Source organism: Pantoea agglomerans NBRC 102470, assembly GCF_001598475.1.
In the GTDB taxonomy this organism is placed as follows: Bacteria; Pseudomonadota; Gammaproteobacteria; order Enterobacterales; family Enterobacteriaceae; genus Pantoea; species Pantoea agglomerans.
In genome coordinates this window covers 232,350-256,845 of record NZ_BCZA01000002.1, presented here as the reverse complement: position 1 = coordinate 256,845, position 24,496 = coordinate 232,350, and the positions used below count along the sequence as shown (strand labels likewise).

Sequence of the window (24,496 nt, the reverse complement as noted above, 5' to 3'; positions counted from 1 at the left end):
GCCCGCTTTGCCCCGTTCCGGCAGGCGGGTAGCTGGTGATTTCTCTGGGATATCAAATAATAAGTGGAGAGACAGATGAGTGTAAGTACACCTTTGCTGGTGACCTTTTTGGTTTATATTCTTGGGATGGTATTAATCGGGTTTGTGGCTTATCGCTCAACCAAAAACTTTGATGATTACATCCTCGGTGGCCGCAGTCTGGGTAGCGTGGTTACGGCACTCTCTGCCGGTGCATCCGATATGAGCGGCTGGCTGCTGATGGGCTTACCGGGTGCGATCTTCATCTCCGGTATCTCTGAAAGCTGGATTGCGATTGGCCTGATTATTGGTGCCTGGCTCAACTGGAAAATTGTGGCAGGACGTCTGCGGGTTCAGACCGAGCATCACAACAACGCGCTGACGCTGCCGGACTTCTTCACCAGCCGTTTTGAAGATCACAGTAAAATCCTGCGCGTGATCTCCGCCATTGTCATCCTGGTGTTCTTTACCATCTATTGCGCCTCGGGCGTGGTGGCCGGTGCGCGTCTGTTTGAAAGCACCTTTGGTATGAGTTACCAGACCGCTCTGTGGGCGGGCGCAGCGGCGACCATTCTCTATACGCTGGTGGGTGGTTTCCTGGCGGTGAGCTGGACCGATACCGTTCAGGCGAGCCTGATGTTTTTTGCGCTGATTCTGACGCCGGTGTTTGTGATTATCGCGGTCGGCGGCTGGTCTGATTCGCTGGCGGTGATTGAAGCGAAGAGCCTGGAAAACCTCGACATGCTGAAGGGACTGAACTTTGTAGCGGTGATCTCCCTGCTCGGCTGGGGCCTGGGCTACTTCGGGCAGCCCCATATTCTGGCGCGCTTTATGGCGGCAGATTCGCATCGTTCAATCCGTACCGCTCGCCGTATCGGTATGACCTGGATGGTGCTCTGTCTGGCCGGTGCCGTGGCGGTGGGCTTCTTCGGTATCGCCTGGTTCCAGAACAACCCGACGCTGGCGGTTGGCGTTAACGCCAATGCGGAGCGGGTCTTTATTGAGCTGGCGCGTATCCTGTTCAACCCATGGATTGCCGGTATTCTGCTGTCAGCGATCCTGGCAGCCGTGATGTCAACGCTGAGCTGTCAGCTGCTGGTCTGCTCCAGCGCCCTGACCGAAGATCTCTACAAAGGCTTACTGCGTAAAAATGCCAGCCAGAAAGAGCTGGTATGGGTAGGGCGTCTGATGGTGCTGCTGGTGGCGCTGATTGCGATCGCGCTGGCGGCTAACCCGGAAAACCGCGTGCTGGGCCTGGTGAGCTACGCCTGGGCGGGCTTTGGTGCGGCGTTTGGTCCGGTGGTGCTGTTTGGTGTCTGCTGGAAGCGGATGAACCGCAACGGTGCGCTGGCGGGCATGATCGTCGGTGCGCTGACCGTGCTGGTGTGGAAACAGTATGGCTGGCTGGGGCTGTATGAAATCATCCCAGGCTTCATTTTCGCCAGCATCGCCATTGTGGTCTTCACGCTGATGGGCCGTGAGCCATCAGCAGAAGCGCAGCAGCGCTTTGCCGCTGCAGAGGCGGAGTTCCAGACAAAATAAGCGAGGCGTTAATCGCCTGGCCCGTCCCGAAAGGGGCGGGCTTTTTTGTTACAAAGATAAACCACTCAAAGATGAAATTATCTCCACCGGCAACTTGTTTTTTTCTCAGCGATAATGATAATCGGTATCGTTTACACTTTACCTTATTTTACTGTTTATTGACGCTGCTTAACATTCAAGAGGTTGGCGATGTTTGTTCCTTTTCTCATCATGCTGCGCGAAGGGCTTGAAGCCGCGCTGATAGTCAGCCTGATAGCCAGCTATCTCAAACGCACCCAGCGCACCCAATGGTTTCCCGCGATGTGGGCCGGCGTGTTTATTGCCGCCGGGCTCTGTCTGGGCCTGGGTCTGTTCATCAATGCCACCACCGGTGAGTTTCCGCAGAAAGAGCAGGAGCTGTTTGAAGGCATCGTGGCGCTGATTGCGGTGGTGATCCTCACCTCAATGGTTTTCTGGATGCGCAAAGTCGCCCGCAACATCAGGGTCGAGCTTGAACAGGCGGTCGATCAGGCGCTGCAACGCTCAGGTCGTGGCGGTCTGGCGCTGGTGCTGATGGTGTTTCTTGCCGTGGCGCGCGAAGGGCTGGAGTCAGTGTTCTTCCTGCTGGCGGCGTTTACCCAGGATGTCGGTTATGCGCCGCCGATTGGCGCGGTGCTGGGTCTGGCAACCGCGGTCGTGCTGGGAATGCTGCTCTACTGGGGCGGTATCCGTCTTAACATGGCCCATTTCTTCCGCTGGACCAGCGTATTCATCCTGTTTGTCGCCGCGGGTCTGGCAGCGGGCGCCATCCGCGCCTTCCACGAAGCGGGTTTATGGAATCGCTTTCAGGATGTCGCCTTCGATCTCAGCAATACCTTATCGACCCATTCGCTGTTCGGCACCCTGCTGGAAGGGGTGCTGGGTTATCAGGAGTCCCCAAGCGTCAGTGAAGTGACCGTTTACTTTGCCTACCTGATCCCGGCGCTGATTCTGTTCTTTATGCCTGCGCGTTCTGCTGCGTCGGCCACTGTGTAATTTGACATTTAACGGGCGCATCTTACGCCTGCAACATGATAGGGAAAGAGAGATGACAATGCGTTTCCGCCGCAAGGCACTGCTGCTTCCTCTGCTGGCAATCTCCGCAACGGCGGCCGCGGCGGTTCCTCAGGTTACCGTAAGCGTCACCGACAAGCAGTGCGAGCCGATGAGCTTAACGGTCAAGGCCGGTAAGACCCAGTTCCTGATTAAAAACAACAGCCAGAAAGCGCTGGAGTGGGAGATCCTCAAAGGCGTGATGGTGGTTGAAGAGCGTGAGAATATCGCGCCGGGCTTCAGTCAGAAACTGACCGCCAATCTGGAGGCGGGCGAATATGAGATGACCTGTGGGCTGCTGAGCAATCCAAAAGGCAAGCTGATTGTGCAGGCCGGTGAGGGCGCGGCAAAAAGTGGCACCTCAGCACGTATGCAGCTGGAAGGCCCGATCACCGAATATAAAGCCTATGTGACCGACCAGGTGAAACAGCTGGTGAGCAACACCCAGGCCTTTACTGACGCCGTTAAAGCGGGTGATGTGGAAAAAGCCAAAGCGCTGTTTGCTCCGACCCGTCAGTATTATGAGCGCATTGAGCCGATTGCTGAGCTCTTCTCCGATCTCGACGGCAGCATTGACGCCCGTGAAGATGACTATGAGAAGAAAGCGGCCGATCCAAAGTTCACCGGTTTCCACCGTCTGGAGAAAGCGCTGTTTGCTGATAACAGCACGAAAGGCATGGCGGACTACGCTGAGCAGCTGAATAAAGATGTGAAAGATTTGCAGGTGCGCATCAGCGAACTGGCCTTCCCGCCAGCCAAAGTGGTCGGCGGCGCAGCCGGCCTGATTGAAGAGGTCGCTTCCAGCAAAATTTCCGGTGAAGAAGATCGCTACAGCCGGACTGACCTGTGGGACTTCCAGGCGAACATTGATGGCGCGCAGAAAATCGTTGAGCTGCTGCGACCCATGGTAAGCAAAGCCAATCCGCAGTTGCTGGCCAAGGTTGACGCCAACTTCAAAAAAGTGGATGCGATCCTGAGTAAGTACCGCACCCAAACCGGTTTTGAATCCTATGAGAAACTGACCAGCGCCGACCGTAACGCGCTGAAAGGACCGATCACCGCACTGGCGGAAGATCTTTCATTACTTCGTGGCACCCTGGGTCTGGATTAATCATGAGTCGCAAGGAAGATGACGCGCAGCCTGCGCGTCGTCGGTTACTAAAAGGGCTGGGGCTGCTGGGTGGCGCGGCAGCGCTGGGCGGCGGCTGTCCGTTCCATGCAGTCGCCGCCGACAGCTTTTCGCCGGGGACGGTTACGCCGCAGGCCCGACAGCAGATGCAGCCGTTTTATGGTCAGCATCAGGCGGGTATCACGACGCCACAGCAGGCATCGATGATGCTGGTGGCGTTTGATCTGCTCAGCAGCGATAAAGCGGAGCTGGTGCGTCTGTTCCGGTTGCTGACCCAGCGTATCGCTTTCCTGACCACGGGCGGTCCGGCACCGGTAGTCACCAATCCGCGGTTGCCGCCAATGGATTCCGGCATTCTTGGGGCGACTATCGCGCCTGATAATCTGACGATTACCGTGTCGGTCGGCAATTCACTGTTTGATGAACGCTTTGGTCTGGCGCCGCACAAACCGAAAAAATTGCAGCCGATGACTCGCTTTCCCAATGATTCGCTGGATGCCAGTCAGTGTCATGGCGATCTGCTGTTGCAGCTCTGTGCCAACACCCAGGATACGGTGATTCATGCCCTGCGGGATATCATCAAGCATACGCCTGACCTGCTTGGCGTACGCTGGCGGCGTGAAGGCTTTATCTCCGATCACGCCGCGCGCAGTCAGGGGCAGGAGACTCCGATCAACCTGCTGGGTTTCAAAGATGGCACCGCCAATCCGGATACCCACAACCCTGCTCTGATGAATCAGCTGCTGTGGGTGACCGACGATCAGGACGAACCGGTCTGGGCGCGCAATGGCAGCTATCAGGCTGTACGGTTAATCCGCTTTCACGTCGAAATGTGGGATCGCACGCCGCTGGGCGAGCAACAGACTATCTTTGGTCGCGAGAAATTAAGTGGCGCGCCGCTGGGGATGCAGCATGAGCGCGACGTTCCGGATTACGCCCGTGATCCGGACGGCGAAGTGATTGCGCTGGATGCGCACATCCGTCTTGCCAATCCCCGCACGCCAGAGACGGCAAGCAGCCTGATGCTGCGGCGCGGCTACAGTTACTCCGCGGGTATCTCTGCATCGGGACAGCTGGAGATGGGGTTGCTGTTCGTCTGCTATCAGCACGATCTGGAACGCGGCTTTCTCACGGTGCAGCGGCGCCTGAACGGCGAAGCGCTGGAAGAATATATCCGGCCTTTTGGCGGCGGTTACTTTTTTGTTTTGCCCGGTGTACCAGACGCCAGCCATTATTTAGCGCAGTCGTTGCTGGAAGCCTGATTAAAATTCAACCACTGTGGGCGTCCCTTTTCTGGTCGCCCACGTTTTACGGTTTTCGTGCTTTGCTGACTGAGGTTAAACTGAGTTTTAGCGGTTGTCTGGCATATATAAAATAAGCTAATTCACTGTAATAAAACGCTTTTACATTTTGCCTTAAAAGAAATACATACACGTGATTAGCAATTCTTTTGCCAGCAGGTAAAATTACTATTGCAAAGGCCCAACAAAATGGTGCACTTTATTCAACAGGCGTAATCGGATGTGTTGATGTATCACACTGGAGTTCGCGCATGGGTCGAGTCTTTAATGGAAAGTCACTGTCAGTAAATAGATTGCGCCTGACCGCGAGGGCAATTCTGCCTCGTTATTTCTTCCTTCCTTCAACCATCTCTTTTGTCTTATCGCATCCTGTTTTATCCGGTGTTCAGCTACGCTATTGCGCTGCTGCATACCCACTATCCTGTCCTGTCATGGCTCAAAAGGAAGCCAACTGAAACCTCTAAAGCGTTCACGTTATCGCAACGGGCCACCGGCCTGACGCAGGAAATGAAACCAACTGAAAGGTGCCACTATGGGAAGACAGAAAGCAGTGATCAAAGCGCGTCGTGAAGCAAGAAGAGTGCTTCGTAGTGACTCAAGAAGTCATCGTCAGCGTGAAGAAGAGTCGGTCACTTCGCTGGTGCATATGAGTGGACTGGATGCCATTGGCATGGCGCGCGATACGCGTGACCGGTTGCCGATTGAAGCCCGTAATGAAGCTCAGGCGCACTATCTTAACGCCATAGAGAGAAAACAGCTGATCTTCGCAACCGGTGAAGCCGGGTGCGGTAAAACCTGGATCAGTGCCGCAAAAGCGGCTGAGGCCCTGATTAATAAGGATATCGACAGGATTATCGTTACGCGCCCGGTACTGCAGGCAGATGAGGATCTGGGATTCCTTCCCGGCGATATTTCTGAGAAATTCGCGCCTTATTTCCGCCCGGTTTATGACATTCTGGTTAAACGTCTTGGCGCATCCTTTATGCAATATTGTCTGCGTCCGGAAATTGCCAAGGTAGAGATTGCACCGTTCGCCTATATGCGTGGTCGCACTTTCGAAAATGCTGTGGTAATTCTGGACGAGGCGCAGAACGTCACCGCCGCGCAGATGAAAATGTTCCTGACCCGACTGGGCGAAAACGTCACGGTCATTGTTAACGGCGATATTACCCAGTGCGACTTGCCCGCTGGGGTGCCTTCCGGTCTCGCAGACGCGCTGGCGCGTTTCGAAGAGGACGAGATGGTTGGCATTGTACGCTTCGGCAAAGAAGATTGTGTGCGTTCTGCGCTGTGTCAGCGCACCCTGCACGCGTATAGCTAGCGTTTGATTGAGTAGAAGTGTAGCGCCCAAACCCGGCTCCGGCCGGGTTTTCTTATTGTGGGGCAGCGACTGCGCAACGTGGTCGTTCCCCGGCGGGAGTTATCACGCTCTTTCAGAGTGAAATATGCAAAAAAAAGAGCCTGAACAAAAGTTCAGGCTCTTCTTTGAATATGGCGGTGAGAGAGGGGTTCGAACCCTCGATACGTTGCCGTATACACACTTTCCAGGCGTGCTCCTTCAGCCACTCGGACACCTCACCAGATTTACTTCGCTGACCGCGATGGGTCAACGGGGCGGTACTATAGGGAGTCGGTTGAAAACGGTCAAGCACTATTTTTCTCTTTTGATCTATTCGCTTAAGCTCTGAACGAATCGATTTACTGCGGCATAAAACCCGCCGTTTTACCGGCCACATCCCGTCATCCTGATGAGCCCGGTCAGGTGAGTTTTATGGCAGCAAATAAACCGGGGCGGCGTTCTCACCCTCGTTACTGGTCAGACGCTGCCCTGACTGATGCCGGAATCAGCTCTTTACTCTGTTAGCGAAACTTTTACGCAGCTTCTGCAATTTCGGTGGAATGACCGCCATGCAGTAGCCGTTGCGCTGGCCCGCGCCTTCCCAGTAATCCTGATGATAAGCTTCAGCGGGATACCACTCTTTCAGCGGCTCAATGGTGGTCACCACCGGCACATCATGGTCAGCCTGAGCGCGGGCAATGGCGGCGCGTGCTTCCGCTTCCTGCTCTGCATTGGCCGGGAAAATGGCGGAACGATACTGGGTGCCAATATCATTACCCTGACGGTTAAGCTGGGTCGGATCATGCGTCACAAAGCTGATATCCAGCAGATCGCCAAAGCTGACTTTCTCCGGGTCGAAGCCAATGCGGATCGCTTCCGCATGACCGGTCGCACCGCTGCAGACCTGCTCATAAGTCGGATTCGGCCGGGCACCGCCGGTATAACCGCTTTCTACCGACTCTACGCCGATCACATCCTTAAATACCGCTTCGGTACACCAGAAACAGCCGCCAGCGATAACTGCGTATTCGATTGCCATAATAATTTACTCCTGTCAGGTCGAAAGAGGTGAATGGGGGCGCGGCAGAGCGCTTTCAACTAGATCAGCATCTCCGGTTTAAAATCGCCGCTCTTATCCAGTATTTTGTCGCTCATCACGCTGAACCGGCCTTCGCCAGTGTAGTGCAGGGTAGTGGGGTATTCCGGCTGCTCGGCAACGTGCGCTTTAACAATCTCAAAAATAAACAGGTTGTAGTTGGCGACCATCGAATCGTCATAAAGCTGACACTCAAAGCTGGCAAAACATTCGGCAATCATCGGCGCGCCAACCACCTGAGCGGGTTCCGGCGTCAGGCCAAATGCCTCAAACTTATCAATGCTGTCGCCGTGGCTGTTGCCGATTGCCACAACTTCATCAATCAGCGAGGCAGAAGGAATGTTCAGCACGCACTGACCGCTGTTGCGGATCAGCTCATGGCTGTGGTTCATACCGGCAATCATGCAGCCGACAAGTGACGGAGAAAACTCCAGCACCGTGTGCCAGCCGAGCGTCATGATGTCATGTTGATCTCCGTACTGCGAACTGAGCAGCAGCACCGGTCCGGGCTCAAGGTATTTGCGGGCTTTGCTGACCGGAAAAGCATATTTGTGCATGCGTTGGCTCATGGCGTAACTCCTGAAACGGAACGTAGCCATTAAGTGTAGAGCACCGGGCGGATGCAGCAGGCGTGTCAGCGGGCAGAAATGCGAGGTTGATGGCGGTGTCCGGCAGCGCAGACATTTTTAGCGGCAGTGTCGCGAGCTTAAGGTTTCCTTAATATGCAATCGCGATACTGCCTGCTTTAACTGAGGATGATGCTATGAAAACTGCTCCTGTTGCCCTGTCTGTGACTGCTCCGCGTCCGATGAGTGAATATGCTGCACTGCTGATTGCCGCAGCTACGGTCGTTCTGTTCCTCTCCGCCTGGTTCAGCGCTTAAAACTTCACCACGGCACGACAACCGCTTCGGTCGCGGCGGTTCTCTAAGAAAAACTGAAACCGGTGTAACTGGACGATGCGGCTGACGATGCTCAGCCCGAGTCCGATACCGCCGTAGCGACTGTCCATCCGGATAAACGCTTTACTCAGCTCGCCACTTTTACTCTCATCAATTCCCGGGCCCTGATCTTCCACCACCAGCATCAGCTGAGGAGTTAACACCAGCTGCACACTGATGGTGCTGTTATCCGGGCTGTAGCGATGGGCGTTCTCGACCAGGTTACGCAGCAACATCTTCAGCAGCGTGGCATCACCACGCACAAACTGCTCCTGCGGCAGATCGAGCACCAGCGTCTGCTGATGCGCCTCCAGCATAATACTCAGCTCTGCCTCCATTGGCAGGATCACATCTTCAATCAGCCCCACGTTCTGATAGGTGCCAGAGGTAAAGGACTGTCCGGCGCGCGCCAGATTCAGCAGCTGCGACACGCTGTGCGTCATCTGATCCAGGCGCTGCACCAGCGGCTGAACTTTGACATCGCTGTTACGTTCGATTAACTCCAGATGCAGCCGCAATCCCGCCAGCGGCGTGCGCAGCTCATGTGCCACGTCGGCAGTGAATAACCGTTCGCGCTCCAGACTGCTGTTCAGACGCGCGACCAGCTGGTTTATCGCCTGCGTCACCGCATCGATCTCCTGAACCTGACTGTGGCAGGCGACGGGATCAAGATTCTCTTCGCTGCGACTCTCCAGTTCACGCTGCAGCTGATAAAGCGGCCGGGTAATCCACTTCACCGCCTGATAGCAGAGCAGCAGCGTCAGGGTAATCATCACCAGACTCGGCACCGCCAGGCTGGCTACCGCTTCATGCACTTCACGCTTAACGTGACTGTCCATGTTGCGCTTCTGCAGCTGCGCTTCCACCAGAAACTGAATCTGCTCTTTGCTCTCATGCCACAGCCAGACCACGCTGATCACCTGGAAAACCAGCAGGATCAGACCGATGGTCAGGATGAGACGAAAGCGCATACTGCGATGATCGAAACGTCTTATCATGTTGCCTCACGAATGCCATCCTGCGTCACCAGCGCATAGCCAAAACCGCGCACGGTGCGGATAGCGCTTTTGCCGATTTTGTCGCGTAGATTATGGATATGCACTTCCAGGGTATTAGTAGAAGGCTCGGTCTCCCAGTTATAGATATCCTGGTAGAGAATTTCACGGTGAACCGGATTCCCGGCCTTGAGCATCAGCCGTGACAGAATCGCAAACTCTTTGGGTGTCAGATCCAGCAGTACGTCGCTGAGCGTAATCTGGCGATGGGTCATATCCAGCGCCAGCGCACCCACTCTGACATGACTGTCGCCCTGATTGACGTGGCGGCGGATCAGCGCGCGGATCCGCGCCAGCAACTCATCCAGCGAGAACGGTTTGATCAGATAGTCGTCCGCGCCAGCGTCGAGACCGGCAATGCGTTCGCTGATGGTGTCGCGTGCGGTCAGGATCAGCACCGGCGTCATCTTCTTCTGCCGCCGCAGTCGTATCAGAAAATGCAGTCCATCTTCATCCGGCAGGCCAAGATCCAGCACCACCAGGCTATACAGGCCGCTGGCGAAATGCGCTTCAGCATCCCGCACCCGCGTAACGCCATCACAGACATAGCCTTCGCCTTCCAGTGCCAGCATCAGACCCTGCAGCAGCAAGGCATCATCTTCAACAATCAGTATCTTCATTAAGGTTGGCTCCGACACGACGTCAAAATATCATCCGCAGGCACATATTCGTGGGTCGCGGTGCCGGTTAATCCCAGCATGGTTGAAAACAGATTATCCTGTGAAAAATCGTCTGTCGCCGCCAGTTTATTCAGACAGCCGCGATTAACCGCATAACGTTTCTGATAATCATCGGAAAGCCAGATCAGCAACGGCACATGTTTCTGGGTGTCCGGCGCGATAGCATAGGGCAGGCCATGCAGGTAAGCACCATTTTCACCCAGGGATTCGCCGTGGTCAGAAAGATAGACCAGGCTGGTGGTGAAACGATCCTGATGCGCACGCAGTACGTTAATGGCTTTATCGACGATGTGATCCACATTAACCAGCGTATTGTCATAGGTGTTGATCAGCTGTTGCTGCGAACAGTCCTGAATCTGATTAGTGTCACAGGTCGGTTCAAACTGACGAAACTGCGACGGGTAACGATGGCTATAAGTCGGACCATGACTGCCAATGGTGTGCAGCACAATCACTGCGTTGCCTTTTAACTGGCTGATATATTCATCCAGACCGTGGAACAGCACGTCGTCATAACACTCACCGTCAATACACATGCCGGGCAGGTTCAGGCTGGTCATGTCCTGATGCGGAACGCGATCGCAGGCACCTTTACAGCCTCCATCATTCTCATTCCACAACACGCTGATGCCGGCGCGCTGAATAATATCCAGCAACCCCTCCTGATGCGCGGCCAGCACATCATCATAGTGGGCGCGCGGCATGTTGGAGAACATGCAGGGCACGGAGACCGCCGTCGCCGTCCCGCACGAGGTGGTGTGCGGAAAATAGATCACATCATCTTTCGCCAGTAAGGGGTTGGTCAGACGACCGTAACCGCCCAGCGAGAAGTTTTGCGCGCGTGAGGTCTCTCCCAGCACCAGAATAGTCAGGTTAGGTTTGCCACTGCTGCGGCTGGGCTGCAGATGCGCATCTTCACCAATGCGTATCAGCGGCGCGTTCTGTAACTGCTCATGCTTATACCAGGAGAGCGTCGCCGCAATGCTGTTAGAGGGGCTAAGCGCCTTTACCAATTCACGGTTGTTGCGGAACAGCGAGGCGTAATCTTTATAGAAGAGCAGGGCGATCAGCACAATCAGCGCCGCTGACAGCAATACGCTGAGCAGTCGCGCCAGCACGCCACGCCACTGCTGTTTTTTGATTCGCGGCCAGAACAGCAGCAACGTCATCAGCACGCCCGAGGTGAGCAGGGTTACAAGCAGCTGTGGCGTAATCAGCGCAAAAGATTCCGAGGCGGTGGTATCCATCATGTTGGTGATCATCGAGCGATCGACCACGATGTTATAGGTGTGAATAAAGAACTGTGCCGAGGCGGAGAGCAGAATAAACAGCGCGGCCAGCAGCCGATCCAGCCAGATAAACGAGGCCAGCGTAATCACGATATTGATCACGCTAAAGGCGACCAGCGGCATCGATAAAAAGACCAGCGTGGTGTGCAGGTCGTTCAGCGGCATCACCGCCAGCACCTGACGGTAATAGGCAACGTTAAGGAAAACCGCGATGTAAACCGCAGCCAGAATCAGCAACGTAAGGCGGCTAATCAGCGGCCTCTTCAGGGTAAACGCCATGTGAGCAGGAACCAGAGTAATAAAAGTGTCACGAGAATGCGCTTTCAATATTAGGAATACCTTAAGAGCCTTAAGCTTTGGGGGGGCCGACTCTGCCGGGTGCGATACGTGCGTGACTCCAGTCAGCAGCGGATCGTGTCCGGCCTGAACATCAGAAGCGAAGCAGAATTGAATGGTGCTTTTATGCTGACTTAGCCGCAGCGGCTGGCATGAAACCTGCATCTTTCTGGCATAACCCCTGTTAATGACTACACTTACTGTGAAGATGTTCTCAGTTAGCCAGTATTGTCAGCAATGCGCTTGCAAGTTTGAGGAGAGTGACCTATCCCGTTACCGCGTTTTATCCCTCAATCACCGCTTTATCAGAATTTCCCGCTTGCTGACCTGACTGCGTCAGGACATTCTTGTTTTAACTCAATGTTTTATTAAAATTCGATTTTCAGGAGAAGTAACGTGACCCAAGCGGCAGACACCCATGCCAGGTACCCGACATTAAGCGGCGGGCAGTACGCCTTCTTTTTTGATGTCGACGGCACGCTGGCAGCGATTCAGTCCCGTCCCGAAGCGGTATTTATTCCTGAGCAGGTCATCGCGCAACTGCAGCAGCTCTCTGCACTCTCGCAGGGCGCGCTGGCGCTGGTCTCCGGCAGACCTATAGAACAACTCGATGCGCTGGCCGCTCCCTGGTACGGCCCGGCTGCGGGCGTACATGGTGCTGAGCGCCGTGATGCAGAGGGTAATCTGCAACGCATCAGCCTGCCGGTCGAGGTGGAGCAATCGCTCAGGGCGGAATTGCAGGATGCCATGGCATCCTGGCCTGGCACCCAGCTGGAGGTAAAAGGCATGGCTTTCGCACTTCACTACCGCCAGGCGATGCAGCATGAGCAGGATGTGATGCGACTGGCTGAACAGTCAGTGAAACGTTTTCCCGGACTGGCGCTTCAGCCGGGGAAATGTGTGGTTGAGATTAAACCGGCAGGTATCGATAAAGGCGCCGCAATCAGCGACTTTATGCAGCAGCCCCCTTTTGCCGGACGTACGCCGGTCTTTATTGGCGACGATCTGACGGATGAGAAGGGCTTTCTGGCCGTGAACGCACGGCAGGGCGTCTCGATCAAAGTCGGAGAAGGTTCCACCCAGGCCCATTATCGGCTTCATGATGTCGATGCGGTTTACGGCTGGCTGGAAAGAACATTATTACTATCAGATCAAGACAACGTCGGTAAGGAGTTTAGGTTATGAGTCGTTTAGTGGTTGTATCTAACCGTGTCGCCATGCCCGATGGGTCAAAAACCAGCGCTGGCGGTTTGGCCGTCGGTATTCTCGATGCACTGAAAAGCACCGGTGGACTGTGGTTTGGCTGGAACGGTGAAATCAGCGAGTACACAGGCGAAGAGGTGGAAGAAGTCACGGTTCAGGAACATGAAGGTATTGAGTATGCCTCGTTCCCGCTGAGCCAGAACGATTACGATCTCTACTATTGCCAGTTCTCAAACACTGTCATCTGGCCCGCATTCCATTATCGCCTTGACCTGGTTCAGTTCCAGCGGGAAGCCTGGGAAGGGTATTGCGACGTTAACGATGCGGTGGCACAGCGTTTAAAACCGCTGATCAAGCCGGATGATATTGTCTGGATCCACGATTATCACTTTTTACCGTTTGCAGCCGCGTTGCGTCGGGCGGGCATTAATAACCGTATCGGCTTCTTCCTGCATATTCCGTTCCCGACGCCTGAAATATTTAATGCGCTGCCGCCGCACAAAGAGCTTCTGGAAATGCTGTGCGAATATGACCTGCTGGGTTTCCAGACCGAATCGGATCGGGTGGCCTTCCTCGACAGCGTCAGCCAGCTTACACAGCTGCAGAATAAGGGCGACAAAAAACATCGCGCCTTTGGCAACACCTTTATGACTGAGGTTTATCCCATCGGGATTGAGCCAGACAGTATTAAAGAGATGGCCGAAGGGCCGCTGCCACCGAAAATGGCCGCCATGAAGAAAGAGCTGGGCGATGCACGCAATATTATTGCCTGCGAACGTCTCGACTATTCCAAAGGTCTGCCTGAGCGTTTTCTTGCCTATGAAGCGCTGCTGGAGAACTTCCCGCAGCATCGCGGCAAAATTCGCTACTCGCAGATTGCACCGACCTCGCGCGGCGATGTGCAGGCGTATCAGGATATCCGTCATCAGCTGGAGACCGAAGCAGGGCGCATCAACGGTAAATACGGTACGCTGGGCTGGACCCCGCTCTACTACCTTAACCAGCATTTTGACCGTCGACTGCTGATGAAAATCTTCCGTCTGACCGATGTCGGTCTGGTTACGCCGCTGCGTGACGGTATGAACCTGGTGGCGAAAGAGTACGTGGCTGCGCAGGACCCTGATGATCCCGGTGTACTGGTGCTGTCGCGCTTTGCGGGTGCGGCTAACGAGCTCACCTCCGCGCTGATTGTGAATCCGTATGACCGTGATGAAGTGGCCGCCGCGCTGGATAAGGCGATTACTATGCCGCGTACCGAAAGGATTTCACGCTACAACGACATGATGGCGGTATTGCGTAAAAATGATATTACCGCCTGGCGTGAAGGCTTCCTGAAAGACCTGGAACGCATTGAACCGCGCAGCGTTGACCACAACACGGTTAATAAAGTCGCGACCTTCCCAAAACTCGCCTGATATCTGTTCTGACTCAGGGTTATGAAAGCAGCGGCGCCTCTACGGCGTCGCTGCTTTTTTTTCGGCCCAGGTCACAGAAAACTCGCCTGCTATCTGTTAATGACCGTTTGCTACGATTCTACGCTGATAACGTCAGTGGCTGCCCGGAGTGGCCCGATAAATGCAGGTAAGCCCGGAAACCCCCGTCCTGTCAGCCCCTGCCGCTTTCTTTACCTTCTTTACTCAAGTTTCTCTTCAGGCTGCCGATAGTGATAGTGCCAACGCATAACCCTTCGTTAATTCATTCGACTTTCTTATATAACCCCTTGTTACAGTGGGAATCAGAGTCTGTACACCCGGTCACCACTGTTAACGTCAGGTTGCCAGAAATCTGACCTGCTGCCGTATAAACCTTAACGATTTCATTACTCACCCTCTGCGATACTCCCCTTAAGTAACTAATTTAAAAGCAAATACCTGAAGGTCGCAGCAGCATAATATGCTGATAACCTTTCTTTGGGTGGTTCTAAATAGGGTGTTAAAACGATTAACACCCGATATTCATTCCGGACTGCGCAAAGCGTCGAATAGCGATGCTTTTACCCCCTATTAAACCTTTCTCAGGACCAATTGGACTTAAAATCGGGCTTTTTTGCTCAAAAAATGACCAGTCGGTAAGTAATGGTAAAGGGTTGCTGAAGAAATTTGCGTTAAAAGTGTGATCTGCGTCACACTTTATCTAAAATTTCACATCACTGTCGTTGTATGTCGAAATCAGACGATATAGATTTGCGTTGTTTTCGGAATAGTCCTAAAAAATGTAAGAAGACGTCACGGAAGATGTCCAGAACTCGAAAATAAAATGGCATGGATTTTCGACCTTCGGTGGGTCTGAAACCCACACAAAAATGGAAGGCGAAAACGGTGACATTAACGTTACGTGAAGTTTTTTTTGCCATCTTTTGATTTAACAAACAGCAGCTCGAACCGCAGATTTATTCTGCGATACAGTTACGTCGCATCTCTCAGGATGGAAAAATAATGGGCAACTCTGAAGTACTGAAACATATTTACGATCTCAACTTGTCTTATTTACTGCTTGCGCAGCGTTTAATTAACCAGGATAAAGCTTCTGCAATGTTTCGCCTCGGAATTGACGAGAAAATGGCGAATGCATTATCTGAATTAACATTGCCTGAGATGGTAAAAATGGCGGAAACCAATCAACTGGTTTGCCAGTTTCGTTTTACCGATAGCAGCACCATTAATCGCCTGACGCAGGAATCACGCGTGGATGATTTACAACAAATCCACACCGGCATTTTATTATCGAGCCGTTTACTGCGTAATGCGTCTAAAGATGATGCACCTGCTAAAAAGAGAGCAATGTCATGAGTGAGAAAAGTATTGTTCAGGAAGCACGTGATATTCATCTCGCGATGGAGCTCATTACATTAGGTGCCCGCTTACAGATGCTTGAGAGCGAAACCCAGCTGAGCCGCGGTCGTCTCATCAAGCTCTATAAAGAATTACGTGGCAGTCCGCCACCGAAAGGTATGCTGCCGTTCTCTACGGACTGGTTTATGACGTGGGAGCAGAACATTCATGCTTCTATGTTCTGTAACGCCTGGAAGTTTTTGCTGAAAACCGGGTTGTGCAGCGGCGTCGATGCCGTGATTAAAGCTTACCGCCTGTATCTTGAACAGTGTCCTCAATCGGACGAGGGCCCGCTGTTGGCGCTGACTCGTGCCTGGACCCTGGTCCGATTCGTTGATAGCGGTATGCTGGAACTGGCAGATTGTAAAAGCTGCAACGGCAGCTTTATTAATCATGCGCATCAGCCGGTTGGCAGCTTTACCTGCAGCCTGTGCCAGCCACCATCACGGGCAGTAAAAAGACGTAAACTTTCTGCAGAACCTGCCGATATGTTTCCACAACTGCTGGATGAACAGGTTAAACACGCCGTTTAAGTTTGTTCGCACTGTGGAAGCCATCCAGCAGCGGTTAATACCGCTGCTTTTTTTTTGCTTGCGGTTCAGGAATAACATCTGCGGCTCTCTGGCTTAACTTCCACCAACACGTTACGGACGTAAGGATTTTTTTGTGCTGATAATTATAGGTTACCTGATTGTTTTAGGCTCCGTGTTGGGCGGATATGCGCTGGTAGGTGGCCATCTGGGCGCGCTTTATCAGCCAGCCGAATTATTAATGATCGGCGGTGCCGGTGCCGGTGCTTTTTTAGTCGGCAACAACGGTAAGTCGATTAAAAAAACGCTGAAGGCGCTGCCTAAGTTATTTCGCGGCTCCAAGTACAACAAAGCGGTTTACATGGATTTGATGGCGCTGCTTTATCGCCTGATGGCGAAGTCGCGTCAGCAGGGCATGTTATCGCTGGAACGCGATATTGAAGATCCCAGCCAGAGTGAAATTTTTGCTAATTATCCCCGCATTCTTGCCGATAAACAGTTAGTGGATTTTATTACTGACTATTTACGCCTGATGGTGAGCGGCAACATGAACGCTTTTGAAATCGAAGCGTTGATGGATGAAGAGATTGAGACCTACGAACACGAGTGTGACGTACCAGCGCAAAGTATTGCTGCAGTGGGTGATGGTCTTCCGGCATTCGGTATCGTCGCCGCGGTAATGGGCGTGGTCCATGCACTGGCTTCGGCCGATCGTCCAGCCGCTGAACTCGGTGCGCTGGTCGCGCATGCGATGGTGGGCACCTTCCTGGGCATCCTGCTGGCCTACGGGTTTGTCTCTCCACTCTCGTCAGTGCTGCGTCAGAAGTGTGCGGAAACCACCAAGATGATGCAGTGCATTAAGGTGACATTGCTGTCGAGCCTGAATGGTTACGCGCCGCAGATTGCGGTGGAATTTGGTCGTAAGACGCTCTATTCCGCCGAGCGTCCGTCGTTCAGCGAACTGGAAGAGCACGTACGTAACGCCAAGAACCCGGCTAAACAGACTTCAGACGAGGCTTCATGAAACACGGCAATCGCCCAATTGTGCTGATCAAAAAGCGCAAACATAAAGGCCATGAAGGCAGCCACGGATCGTGGAAGATTGCCTACGCCGACTTTATGACGGCGATGATGGCCTTTTTTATGGTGATGTGGCTGCTCTCAATCGCCAACCCGCAGGAGCTGGTGCAGATAGCAGACTACTTCAAAACACCGCTGAAGGTAGCGATTACCGGCGGGGCGCGCAGCAGCGACAGCGAGAGCCCGATCCCCGGCGGCGGTGATGATCCGACCAAAAAGATTGGCGAAGTGAACAAAGTCGTCGATATGGACGCCCAGAAACGCAAGCTGGATGAGATTCGTCTTAACCGGCTGCGTGAAAAGCTCGACCAGCTGATTGAAGCGGATCCGCGTCTGAAAGCGCTGCGCCCGCATCTGATCATCAACATGGTGGAAGAGGGGCTGCGTATTCAGATTATCGACAGCCAGAATCGCCCGATGTTTAAGACCGGTCGGGCCGAGGTTGAGCCCTATATGCGCGATATTCTGCGTGCGATAGCGCCAGTCCTTAACGACATTCCGAACCGCATCAGCCTGGCCGGACATACCGATGATTTTCAGTATGCCAGCGGTGACAAAGGCTACAGCAACTGGGAACTGTCGACAGACCGTGCTAACGCCTCACGCCGTGAACTGGTGATGGGCGGCTTAGACAGCGGAAAAATTTTACGGGTGTTGGGTATGGCCGACACCATGCGCCTGAAAAATCGTGGCGGTAATGACGCCGTTAACCGCCGCATCAGCCTGCTGGTGTTGAACCACGACACCGAAGCGGCAATAGAAAAAGAGAACGCAGAAAGTGATGCCGTCCAGATCAGCGATCCGGCGGCCATTGAACAGATTACCGCACCTGCAACACCAGGCGGCGCGGTGAATACAGCAGCCCCCTCACAGCCGAGGTGATTCCCGTGAGTATGGACATCAGCGATTTTTACCAGACGTTTTTTGATGAAGCCGATGAGCTATTAGCGGATATGGAACAACACCTGTTGGGCTTAGACCCGCAGGAGCCAGATTCGGAACAGCTTAACGCCATCTTCCGTGCCGCTCACTCCATTAAGGGTGGGGCCGGAACCTTTGGTTTTACGGTATTACAGGAAACGACTCATATCCTGGAAAACATTCTGGATGGTGCTCGTCGCGGCGAGATGCAGCTCAGCACCGACATCATCAACCTGTTTTTGGAAACCAAAGATATTATGCAGGAACAGCTCGATGCTTATAAAACCGCGCAGGAGCCTAACGCGGAGAGCTTCAAATATATCTGTGAAGCGCTGCGCCAGCTGGCGCTAGAGGCCAAAGGTCTGCCGGCTGATGTTCCGGCCAGTGTTGCCACTGCCAGCGCAGAATCGGCCAGCACCAGCGGCCTGCGTGTACAGCTGATCGATCTCAAAGAGAAAGAGGTCGATCTGATGCTGGAAGAGATGAGTAATCTCGGCACCCTGACAAACGTACAGAAAGGCAGCACCACGCTGGATGTCTGCATTGATGGCGTCGGTAAAGATGACATCGTGGCGGTGCTCTGCTTCGTCATCGACGAAGCACAGATCCGCTTCCCGGCAGCAGACGAAGCCGTTGCCGCGCCAGTTGCTGTTGCTGCCGAGGCCGAACCGGTGGTGGAAGACGTTCACACTGCCACCGTCACCGAACTGCCGGTGGCCGCAGTGAAGCGTGAAAGTAAGCGCGTCGCGGCCCCTGCCAAATCGAGCGAATCCACCAGCATCCGTGTTGCGGTGGAGAAGGTCGATCAGCTGATCAACCTGGTGGGCGAACTGGTGATTACCCAGTCAATGCTCGCTCAGCGTTCCGGCGAACTCGATCCGGTCGCGCACGGTGACCTGCTGAACAGCATGGGTCAGCTGGAGCGTAACGCCCGCGATCTGCAGGAATCGGTGATGTCGATTCGTATGATGCCAATGGAATATGTCTTCAGCCGCTTCCCGCGTCTGGTGCGTGACCTGGCCAGCAAACTCGGCAAAGAGGTCGAACTGACGCTGCTGGGCAGCTCAACCGAACTCGATAAGAGCCTGATTGAGCGCATCATCGATCCATTAACGCACCTGGTGCGTAACAGCCTTGACCACGGTATCGAAACGCCAGAGAAACGTCTGGTGGCCGGTAAAGTGGCAACCGGTAACCTGACGCTTTCAGCGGAACATCAGGGCGGCAACATCTGCATTGAAGTGTCTGATGATGGTGCCGGTCTGAACCGTGAACGTATTCTGGCTAAAGCCCTCTCATCGGGCCTGCCGGTTCACGAGAACATGAGCGACGAAGAGGTCGGCATGCTGATCTTCGCTCCGGGCTTCTCCACCGCAGAGCAGGTGACGGATGTTTCAGGACGCGGCGTCGGTATGGACGTGGTGAAACGAAATATTCAGGAGATGGGCGGTCACGTCGAAATCGCCTCGAAGCAGGGCAAAGGCACCACCATTCGTATCCTGCTGCCGCTGACCCTGGCCATCCTTGATGGGATGTCCGTTCGTGTGGCCGATGAAGTCTTTATTCTGCCGCTGAATGCGGTGATGGAGTCGCTGCAACCGCGCGCCGAAGAGCTGAAACCGCTGGCCGGTGGCGAGTGCGTGCTGGAAGTGCGTGGCGAATATCTGCCACTGGTCGAGCTGTGGAACGTCTTTGATGTGCAGGATGCCAAAACCGAGGCCACTCAGGGCATCGTGGTGATCCTGCAAAGCGCGGGCAAACGTTACGCGCTACTGGTCGATCAGCTGATTGGCCAGCATCAGGTGGTGGTGAAGAACCTGGAAAGTAACTATCGCAAAGTGCCGGGCATCTCCGCCGCCACCATTCTTGGCGATGGTAGCGTGGCGCTGATTGTTGATGTTTCAGCACTGCAATCACTTAACCGTGAAAAACGTGTGGCTGGCGCTGCCGCCTGATTGATAACGAAAGGGTAAATAACATGAATGGAATGGCAACCGTGACAAAAATCGCTGGCGAAACTGTGGGTCAGGAGTTTCTGGTCTTCACGCTGGGCGACGAAGAGTACGGCATCGATATCCTCAAAGTTCAGGAAATTCGCGGTTACGATCAGGTAACGCGTATCGCAAATACCCCTGAATTTATCCGCGGCGTCACTAACCTGCGCGGCGTTATCGTGCCGATTATCGATCTGCGCGTGAAGTTTGCGCAGCCCGATGTTGAGTACAATGAAAACACCGTGGTTATCGTGCTGAATCTGGAAAATCGCGTGGTCGGTATTGTGGTTGACGGCGTCTCTGATGTGCTGTCGCTGACCCAGGATCAGATCCGTCCTTCACCAGAGTTCGCTGTGACCATGTCCACCGAGTACCTGACCGGTCTGGGTGCGCTGGGCGATCGCATGCTGATTCTGGTCGACATTGAGAAGCTGCTGAGCAGCGACGAGATGGCGCTGGTGGATAACCTGCGTAGCGCGTAATTGAATCATCACGGGCCGGTTATGGCTGGCCCGTGATAGTTTCACTGAGCGATAATTCCTTTCTAATCATAGAATAAAGCCGCATTGCACTCTAATTTCCCGCTGTCACCTGCCGATAATCCCTCAGTCACTTTAATTACCTACTTTCTTCAGGGTTACTCATGTTAACGAAAATCCGTGTTGTCACCAGCCTGTTACTGGTGTTGCTGGTGTTTGGGCTGTTACAGGCCTTCTCCGGTTCTGTTTTCTACTCCGCATTAAGCCACGACAAGCAAAGCTTCGCCGTGTCGCAGCTGGCGATGCAAAATACGCAGTCGCTCAACGACGCCTATATGAGTCTTAACCAGAGCCGGGTGCTGCTGACCCGTATTCAGCTGCGTTTCGCCACCAGTAAGCTGGAAGGCAAAGCGGCCGATGTCGCCACACTGTTTGACGACAGCAAAAACTTCCAGCAGGCGGCCGCCGGTTTTTTCAAAGTCTTTAAAGAGACACCCGATACGCCGGGACAGAATAGTGAGTTAAACAACCAGCTGGAGCAGCGCTACAGCGACTATGGCGCTGCGCTGGATCAGTTGCAGACCGCGCTACAGGCAAACGATCTGATTGCGGCCGGTAAAGCCCCGGTGGCGCCAAGTCAGAGTGCGTTTCTGACGCTTTACCGTGAATGGCGAGCCGATCAGAATCGCCTGACTACGCTTGGTGTTGAAGAGAACAGTTCTGCTTACAGCCGTATGATGTGGATCCTCTCCACCATCATGGCCGTCGTGGTCGCCGTGATCGTGCTCTGCTGGTTTGGACTGCGCAAAATCGTGATGACACCCCTCAACAGCAGCATTAATCACATCCAGCATATCGCCCAGGGCGATTTAACCCAGCCGATTGTGGTGGAAGGGCGCAACGAGATGACTCAGCTCGCGGCCAGTCTGCATGACATGCAGCAGTCACTGGTGCGCACGGTGACCAATGTGCGTGACGGCTCGGATGCGATTTTCACCGGTGCCAGCGAGATCTCTGCCGGAAACAATGATCTTTCTGCCCGCACAGAACAGCAGGCTGCGTCACTGGAGCAGACGGCGGCCAGCATGGAGCAGCTCACTGCCACGGTGAAACAGAACGCCGAAAACGCCCGCCAGGCGTCACAGCTGGCACTCAGCGCCTCAGAAACCGCAGAAAAAGGCGGCAACGTGGTGGCGGGTGTCGTGAAAACCATGAGCGAAATCGCCGGCAGCTCGAAGAAGATTGCCGATATCACCAGCGTGATTGATGGCATTGCTTTCCAGACTAATATTCTGGCGCTTAACGCCGCCGTTGAAGCGGCGCGTGCCGGCGAGCAGGGTCGCGGTTTTGCCGTGGTCGCGGGCGAAGTGCGTAATCTGGCGCAGCGCAGCGCCCAGGCGGCAAAAGAGATCAAAGGGTTGATCGACGACTCAGTGAACCGGGTCAATGTCGGTTCGCAACTGGTCGGCACCGCCGGGGAAACCATGAGCGATATCGTCAGTGCGGTTACGCGCGTCACCGACATCATGGGTGAAATCGCCTCGGCGTCGGACGAGCAGAGTCGCGGTATCGATCAGGTCGGGCAGGCGGTCACTGAGATGGATCGCGTTACCCAGCAGAACGCCTCGCTGGTGGAAGAGTCCGCTGCGGCAGCCGCCTCGCTGGAAGATCAGGCCAGCCGGTTAAGTCAGTCAGTGTCGGTCTTCAAAATTAAACGCGGCGCGTTGCAGCAGACGCTGACAAAGCATCTGCCGATTGCCGCACCCGCTACGGCGGCGCTGGCACCACGCAAAGCCCTGACGGCGCCGGTCAGTGATACTCACTGGGAAACCTTCTGATGTCACGCTGCGCATCCTGCGGGATGCGCAGCAACCCCTCGCGATTCCTCTGCGTAAAGCCAAACTCAGCAGCTCATGCTGATAAAAATAATTACAAAAGCCACTTCTCTCCTGAAAGCGCTGAATAGCGTTAATTAATCCTGTTACATCGCCGATATAGCCGCTGCACCTAAATTAACCTGCAGGGGAACAAGATGTTAAAAAAAATAAAAGTGGTGACCAGTTTAATCGCAGTCCTGGTCATCTTTGGCGCGCTCCAGCTAGTCGCTGGCAGCCTTTTCTGGTCAGCCCTCAATAAAGACAAAGAGTCCTTTGCGCTGTCGCAGGTCTCTAATCGCAATGTCACCGAGATGACTGACGCCTATATTTCACTGAACAACAGCCGTACCACGCTGAACCGCGGCATGCTGCGCTTACAGACCAGCATGGCCTCGCAGATGAACGGCGGTCAGCTTGATGAGCTGATCAACAAAGCCAATACCCAGTTAGCGGAAGCCGATCGCCACTTTAAAATCTATTACCATCTGCCAACCACGTCAGGTCTTGACGAAACCATGGGCGACACGCTTGAAGCGGATTACGCTAACTACGAAAACGGCCTGAAGGCGATGGTAAAAAGTCTGCAGGCGCGTGACCTGGAAGGGATGTTTAAACAGAACATTGAGCAGAAACAGGTCGCGATGCAGGAGAGCTACAACAAATGGCGTGCGCGTCAGACTGAGCTTTCCGATCAGGGAATGGCGCAGAACCAGAAAGCCTTTAAACAGATGATGTGGCTGCTGGCCGCGATTGGTGTTGCGGTGCTTGCGGTGATTATTACCTGCTGGTTTGGCCTGCGTCAGGTGCTGATTCAGCCGCTGCAACAGCTGCTGGCACAGATACGCGCTATTGCCTCCGGCGATTTGACCCAGCCGATTGTGGTTGAGGGGCGTAACGAGATGAGCCAGCTGGCAGCAGGCATTCATGAGATGCAGCAGTCGCTGGTGATGACGGTGGGGAATGTGCGTGACGGCTCTGATGCCATCTTTACCGGTGCCAGCGAAATCGCCGCCGGTAACAACGACCTGTCGGCCCGCACCGAAGAGCAGGCCGCTTCGCTGGAGCAGACCGCCGCCAGCATGGAGCAGCTCACTGCCACGGTGAAGCAGAATGCTGACAACGCCCGTCAGGCATCCCAGCTGGCGCTGACCGCCTCCGAAACCGCGCAGCAGGGCGGTAAAGTGGTGAATGGCGTGGTCACAACCATGAAAGAGATCGCCGGCAGCTCGAAGAAGATCGCGGACATTATCAGCGTAATCGACGGCATCGCCTTCCAGACCAACATCCTGGCGCTGAATGCGGCGGTTGAAGCGGCACGTGCCGGTGAACAGGGTCGCGGTTTTGCGGTGGTGGCCGGTGAAGTGCGCAGTCTGGCCCAGCGCAGCGCTCAGGCCGCCAAAGAGATTAAAGGCCTGATTGAAGACTCGGTGTCACGCGTCAACAGCGGTTCACTGCAGGTTGAAAGCGCCGGCAGCACCATGAATGAGATTGTGGGTGCCGTGACCCGCGTTACCGACATCATGGGTGAGATCGCCTCGGCTTCCGATGAGCAGAGCCGCGGTATCGAGCAGGTCGGTCTGGCCGTTACCGAAATGGATCGCGTGACCCAGCAGAACGCCTCGCTGGTTGAGGAGTCTGCCGCCGCTGCGGCCGCACTGGAGCAGCAGGCCAGCGTCCTGACCCAGGCCGTCTCCGTTTTCAAAATTTCCCGCGCCTGATTTTTTCCTCTTTCAACATGGCGGCGGCGTAAAGCCGTCGCCATGCATAAAGTTCCCCCCGTCTCCG

Annotated in this window: 20 protein-coding genes and 1 tRNA gene; 15 read left to right on the top strand and 6 right to left on the bottom strand. The window is 54.4% G+C overall.

Annotation, left to right across the window (positions count from 1 at the left end):
• Window positions 1–75 precede the first annotated feature (75 nt).
• The 5 genes from putP (at window position 76) to phoH (ending at window position 6,382) form a co-directional block, all read left to right on the top strand.
• Window positions 76–1,560: a sodium/proline symporter PutP gene (putP, locus tag PAG01S_RS04790; RefSeq protein ID WP_045139875.1), complete on the top strand. Its 1,485-nt coding sequence runs from the start codon at window positions 76–78 to the stop codon at window positions 1,558–1,560.
• Window positions 1,561–1,749: 189 nt separating this feature from the next.
• A complete protein-coding gene (efeU, locus tag PAG01S_RS04785; protein ID WP_010258496.1) occupies window positions 1,750–2,574 on the top strand; it encodes an iron uptake transporter permease EfeU in 825 nt (274 codons plus the stop codon).
• Between the two features lie 52 nt (window positions 2,575–2,626).
• Complete coding sequence (efeO, locus tag PAG01S_RS04780) at window positions 2,627–3,742, top strand: iron uptake system protein EfeO (RefSeq protein ID WP_033772025.1); 1,116 nt, start codon at window positions 2,627–2,629, stop codon at window positions 3,740–3,742.
• A 2-nt stretch (window positions 3,743–3,744) separates the two neighbouring features.
• On the top strand, window positions 3,745–5,022 hold the full coding sequence (gene efeB, locus PAG01S_RS04775) for an iron uptake transporter deferrochelatase/peroxidase subunit (RefSeq protein ID WP_062757857.1): 1,278 nt from the start codon (window positions 3,745–3,747) through the stop codon (window positions 5,020–5,022).
• 571 nt (window positions 5,023–5,593) lie between these two features.
• Complete coding sequence (phoH, locus tag PAG01S_RS04770; protein WP_010258505.1) at window positions 5,594–6,382, top strand: phosphate starvation-inducible protein PhoH; 789 nt, start codon at window positions 5,594–5,596, stop codon at window positions 6,380–6,382.
• 171 nt (window positions 6,383–6,553) lie between these two features.
• Here the strand turns inward: phoH and PAG01S_RS04765 are convergent.
• The 6 genes from PAG01S_RS04765 to eptA all read right to left on the bottom strand — a co-directional run bounded on the left by PAG01S_RS04765 (window position 6,554) and on the right by eptA (window position 11,739).
• Window positions 6,554–6,641, bottom strand: a tRNA-Ser gene (locus PAG01S_RS04765).
• Window positions 6,642–6,905: 264 nt separating this feature from the next.
• Window positions 6,906–7,439 carry a peptide-methionine (S)-S-oxide reductase MsrA gene (msrA, locus tag PAG01S_RS04760; RefSeq protein WP_031594591.1) on the bottom strand — a complete coding sequence of 178 codons (534 nt, stop codon included), beginning with the start codon at window positions 7,437–7,439 and terminating at the stop codon, window positions 6,906–6,908.
• Between the two features lie 59 nt (window positions 7,440–7,498).
• A complete protein-coding gene (locus PAG01S_RS04755; RefSeq protein ID WP_031594590.1) occupies window positions 7,499–8,065 on the bottom strand; it encodes a flavin reductase family protein in 567 nt (188 codons plus the stop codon).
• A gap of 310 nt (window positions 8,066–8,375) precedes the next feature.
• The gene (pmrB, locus tag PAG01S_RS04750; RefSeq protein WP_022625496.1) at window positions 8,376–9,434 is read right to left on the bottom strand and encodes a two-component system sensor histidine kinase PmrB; all 1,059 of its coding nucleotides are present in this window, start codon (window positions 9,432–9,434) and stop codon (window positions 8,376–8,378) included.
• Window positions 9,431–10,111, bottom strand: a complete 681-nt coding sequence (pmrA, locus tag PAG01S_RS04745) for a two-component system response regulator PmrA (RefSeq protein WP_010258520.1) — start codon at window positions 10,109–10,111, stop codon at window positions 9,431–9,433. Before pmrA ends, pmrB begins: the two co-directional genes overlap by 4 nt.
• Window positions 10,111–11,739 carry a phosphoethanolamine transferase EptA gene (gene eptA / locus PAG01S_RS04740; RefSeq protein WP_062757855.1) on the bottom strand — a complete coding sequence of 543 codons (1,629 nt, stop codon included), beginning with the start codon at window positions 11,737–11,739 and terminating at the stop codon, window positions 10,111–10,113. The genes pmrA and eptA overlap by 1 nt, the downstream gene beginning before the upstream one ends.
• A gap of 453 nt (window positions 11,740–12,192) precedes the next feature.
• Here eptA and otsB point away from each other — a divergent pair, with 453 nt between their 5' ends.
• The 10 genes from otsB (at window position 12,193) to PAG01S_RS04690 (ending at window position 24,429) form a co-directional block, all read left to right on the top strand.
• On the top strand, window positions 12,193–12,981 hold the full coding sequence (otsB, locus tag PAG01S_RS04735; RefSeq protein WP_022625498.1) for a trehalose-phosphatase: 789 nt from the start codon (window positions 12,193–12,195) through the stop codon (window positions 12,979–12,981).
• Complete coding sequence (otsA, locus tag PAG01S_RS04730) at window positions 12,978–14,414, top strand: alpha,alpha-trehalose-phosphate synthase (protein ID WP_010258527.1); 1,437 nt, start codon at window positions 12,978–12,980, stop codon at window positions 14,412–14,414. Before otsB ends, otsA begins: the two co-directional genes overlap by 4 nt.
• 1,020 nt (window positions 14,415–15,434) lie before the next feature.
• The gene (gene flhD, locus PAG01S_RS04725; RefSeq protein ID WP_062757853.1) at window positions 15,435–15,788 is read left to right on the top strand and encodes a flagellar transcriptional regulator FlhD; all 354 of its coding nucleotides are present in this window, start codon (window positions 15,435–15,437) and stop codon (window positions 15,786–15,788) included.
• Window positions 15,785–16,363, top strand: a complete 579-nt coding sequence (gene flhC, locus PAG01S_RS04720) for a flagellar transcriptional regulator FlhC (protein ID WP_010258532.1) — start codon at window positions 15,785–15,787, stop codon at window positions 16,361–16,363. Before flhD ends, flhC begins: the two co-directional genes overlap by 4 nt.
• A gap of 133 nt (window positions 16,364–16,496) precedes the next feature.
• Entirely contained in the window at window positions 16,497–17,384 is an 888-nt protein-coding gene (motA, locus tag PAG01S_RS04715) for a flagellar motor stator protein MotA (protein WP_003849139.1), read from the top strand.
• Window positions 17,381–18,322 carry a flagellar motor protein MotB gene (gene motB / locus PAG01S_RS04710; RefSeq protein ID WP_010258536.1) on the top strand — a complete coding sequence of 314 codons (942 nt, stop codon included), beginning with the start codon at window positions 17,381–17,383 and terminating at the stop codon, window positions 18,320–18,322. Before motA ends, motB begins: the two co-directional genes overlap by 4 nt.
• Before the next feature lie 11 nt (window positions 18,323–18,333).
• On the top strand, window positions 18,334–20,316 hold the full coding sequence (cheA, locus tag PAG01S_RS04705) for a chemotaxis protein CheA (RefSeq protein WP_170933477.1): 1,983 nt from the start codon (window positions 18,334–18,336) through the stop codon (window positions 20,314–20,316).
• A gap of 23 nt (window positions 20,317–20,339) precedes the next feature.
• A complete protein-coding gene (gene cheW / locus PAG01S_RS04700; RefSeq protein WP_010258541.1) occupies window positions 20,340–20,837 on the top strand; it encodes a chemotaxis protein CheW in 498 nt (165 codons plus the stop codon).
• A 161-nt stretch (window positions 20,838–20,998) separates the two neighbouring features.
• A complete protein-coding gene (locus tag PAG01S_RS04695; protein WP_062757849.1) occupies window positions 20,999–22,672 on the top strand; it encodes a methyl-accepting chemotaxis protein in 1,674 nt (557 codons plus the stop codon).
• Between the two features lie 194 nt (window positions 22,673–22,866).
• Window positions 22,867–24,429, top strand: coding sequence for a methyl-accepting chemotaxis protein (locus PAG01S_RS04690; protein ID WP_022625501.1), 1,563 nt, complete (start codon window positions 22,867–22,869; stop codon window positions 24,427–24,429).
• The last annotated feature ends 67 nt before the right edge of the window (window positions 24,430–24,496 follow it).